Consider the following 426-nt stretch of genomic DNA (forward strand, 5'->3'; position numbering starts at 1 on the left):
AGCCAGTTGGAGCTGGGGCTTCGTGCCGCAAGTCAATGACTATGGTACCTTCGGCATTAATGCCACCACCGGCGTCTGGAGTTACACTCTAGCTAATAACGCCTTGGTTGATGCCCTCGCCTCCGGTGAAACTCACGACGAGACCTTCTTGGTCACCGTCACCGATGAGTTTGGTGCATTCAGCACTCAAATTGTCACCGTGACCGTCACTGGTACCAACGATATTCCGTTGATCACTTCCACCATTGCCGATGCGACTGGAGATGTCCTAGAAGCGGGTGTCATGGATGGCGGTAATGATCCAGAGCCAGGCAGTCTCACCACGGGCGGCACCTTAACCGCCAGTGATGTCGATAACGGAGCCAGTTGGAGCTGGGGCTTTGTCCCTCAAGTCAATGACTATGGTACCTTCGGCATTAATGCCAC

Annotated in this window: 1 protein-coding gene; it reads left to right on the forward strand. The window is 54.2% G+C overall.

The annotated features are described in order from the left end of the window. Nucleotides 1-426, forward strand: a 426-nt coding sequence (locus tag CXF86_RS20045; RefSeq protein WP_145992407.1) for a VCBS domain-containing protein, incomplete at both ends; no start/stop codon positions are given.

The organism is Shewanella sp. GutCb (assembly GCF_002836135.1).
GTDB lineage: Bacteria > Pseudomonadota > Gammaproteobacteria > Enterobacterales > Shewanellaceae > Shewanella.